This window comes from Macrococcus carouselicus (genome assembly GCF_004359515.1).
GTDB classification, from domain to species: domain Bacteria; phylum Bacillota; class Bacilli; order Staphylococcales; family Staphylococcaceae; genus Macrococcus; species Macrococcus carouselicus.
This window is the reverse complement of record NZ_SCWD01000030.1, coordinates 1-388: the sequence shown is the minus strand read 5'-3', so window position 1 is coordinate 388 and position 388 is coordinate 1. Positions and strand designations below refer to the sequence as shown.

The 388-nt window shown below is 42.5% G+C and carries 1 protein-coding gene; it reads right to left on the bottom strand.

From position 1 onward, the window contains the following. Positions 1–199 precede the first annotated feature (199 nt). Positions 200–388, bottom strand: a 189-nt coding sequence (locus ERX40_RS11125) for an FAD-dependent oxidoreductase (RefSeq protein WP_133418555.1), incomplete at its 5' end; no start/stop codon positions are given.

The following is a 388-nucleotide window of genomic DNA, read 5'->3' as shown; positions in this document are numbered from 1 at the left end:
GTCCAATCATACTATAAGTGACCAACGCTGGGTTGAAAACGCGCTCAAATAAGAAAATTCTTTTACGATTTTTGCCATCATATTCGCAATAGTGTGGTATTTTTAAAAGCAAAAACGGTTCTAACAGATTTTCGTGTCTGCTAGAACCGTTCCTTGATCAAATTCAATTGGTGGATAATCTTAAAAGACTCGTCAAAACTTAGGCTTTTACTTCAACACTGGTGTCATTCAGACTTTGAATATAATTGAAGACGCCTTGACCAGCGGTGCCGCCTTCTCCGACAGCAGTGGTAATCTGCCGCAAGTCTTTAGCGCGAACATCGCCAATCGCAAAGATGCCAGGCACCTTGGTTCGCATGTGTTCATCCGTTGGAATCCAGCCATGATC